General features: G+C 70.9%; 2 protein-coding genes. Both read left to right on the top strand.

From position 1 onward, the window contains the following. Positions 1 to 562 (top strand): IS607 family transposase (locus ACFY1L_RS55940; protein WP_388843373.1); only part of this gene is annotated, 562 nt, incomplete at its 5' end. Further along, positions 559 to 2007: an IS607 family element RNA-guided endonuclease TnpB gene (gene tnpB, locus ACFY1L_RS55935; protein WP_388843371.1), complete on the top strand. Its 1449-nt coding sequence runs from the start codon at positions 559 to 561 to the stop codon at positions 2005 to 2007. The genes ACFY1L_RS55940 and tnpB, both read left to right, overlap by 4 nt. Positions 2008 to 2071 lie beyond the last annotated feature (64 nt).

Here is a 2071-nt window from a genome sequence, read left to right as displayed (position 1 = left end):
GTGGGCGCGTCAGCAGGGCGTGAGCTACCAGACGGCTTGGCGGTGGGTGAAGGACGGCAAGATGCCCGTCGCTGTCCGCCAGGCGCCGTCCGGGACGTGGCTGGTCGATGAGCCCGCAGTGGAGGCGTCCGGGCGGGTGGTGGCGTACTGCCGCGTCTCCTGCGCCGACCAGAAAGCCGACCTCGACCGGCAGGTCGCGCGCGTGGTCCAGGGGGCCACCGGGCTCGGCCTGCCGGTGGCGGAGGTCGTGACTGAGGTCGGTTCGGGGCTGAACGGGCGGCGGCGCAAGCTGCATCGACTTCTGGCGGACGCCGGCGTGGCCGTGATCGTGGTGGAGCATCGTGACCGGCTGGCCCGGTTCGGTGTCGAGCACCTGGAAGCCGTGCTGTCGGCTTCCGGCCGTCGCCTGGTCGTCTTGGACCCCGCCGAGAGGGCCGACGACCTGGTACGGGACATCACCGAGGTACTGACCTCGATGTGTGCACGCCTGTACGGGCGGCGGGCGGCGAAGATGCGTGCCGCCCGCGCGGTGGCCGTGGCGATGGGCGAGGCCGCCGGGTGAGGAAGTTCCAGCCGCAGCCCGGTTTCGTGGTGCAGGCGTTCCGGTTCGCGCTGGACCCGAACGCCGGTCAGCAGGCCGCGTTGCGTTCGCACTGCGGCGCGGCCCGTGCCGCCTACAACTGGGCGCTCGGCTGGGTGACCGCGTCGTGGTGGCAGCGCCGCGCCGAGGAGACGTACCACATCCCCACCGACGAGCTGACCAAGTGGCGGCCGTGGTCGCTGCCCGCACTGCGGAAGGCGTTCAACGAGTCCAAGCACACCGACCCCAGGTTCGCCCAGTGGTGGGCGGAGAACTCCAAGGAGGCGTACTCCACCGGCCTCGCGAACGCCGCCGCCGCGTTCGACAACTACGCGAGGTCCAAGCGCGGCACCCGCAGGGGCAGGCGGGTAGGCATGCCGCGCTTCAAGTCCAAGCGAAAGGCCCGCCTCGCCTGCCGGTTCACCACCGGCACCATCCGTATCGAGGCGGATGGCCGACACGTGACGCTGCCCCGGCTCGGCACGATCCGCATCCACGAGCCCGCCCGCGGCCTGCCCGACCGGGTCCAGGCCGGGACGGCCCGCATCCTGTCCGCGACCGTGCGACACGAACAAGGACGCTGGTTCGTCTCCTTCCAGACCGAGGTCAAGCGGGAGATCCAGCGCGTCACCCGTCCCGATATCGCGGTCGGGATCGACCTCGGGGTGAAGATGCTCGCGGTGATGGCCGACAGTACCGGGGAGGTCCGCGAGGCCCCCAACCCCAGGCACTACGACCAGGCGCTGAAGCAGTTGCGGCGGGCATCCCGCGCCGTCTCCCGCCGCCAGAGCCCCGACCGACGTACCGGACAGAAGGCGTCCAAGCGGTGGGAGAAGGCCAACGCCCACCGCAACCGCGTCCACCACCGGGTGGCCAACCTCCGTGCCGACGCCCTGCACAAGCTCACCACCGACGTGACGTCCGAGTACGGCACGGTCGTGATCGAGGACCTCAACGTCGCCGGGATGCTCCGCAACCGGCGCCTGGCCCGCCAGATCGCCGACGCCGGATTCGGCGAGATCCGCCGCCAGCTCGCCTACAAGACCCGCCGAAACGGCTGCCGCATCGTGACCGCCGACCGCTGGTTCCCCTCCTCCAAGACATGTTCCGGGTGCGGCGCGGTGAAAGCCAAACTGCCGCTGCACGTCCGGACCTACGCATGCGACGCCTGCGGCCTGGTCCTCGACCGGGACGACAACGCAGCCCGCAACCTCGCCGCCCTCGCGGCAGCAGCAACTGGTACCGGAGTGGCCGGCGACCAGGACACCGCCAAGGTGTCGAAGCCTCGTGGAGCCGACCAGAAGACCCGCACCACCCGCCCCCGCCGCAGGACGGGGACGGGGCGGGCAGGTGGCGCAACCCTGCCGCACCAGCGGCAGACGGAAACGAGAGACCGTACTCAAGCCGAAGCCCTCACGCTTTGGTGATGTGACGGACCTTCCGGGCCGAAATGCCCGGGATGCTGAGACCCGACTACGGTCTCCGCAACGG

Source organism: Streptomyces sp. NPDC001663, from assembly GCF_042893105.1.
Lineage (GTDB): Bacteria > Actinomycetota > Actinomycetes > Streptomycetales > Streptomycetaceae > Streptomyces.
The sequence above is the reverse complement of the archived record's forward strand: the minus strand, read 5'-3'. Positions and strand labels throughout refer to the sequence as shown.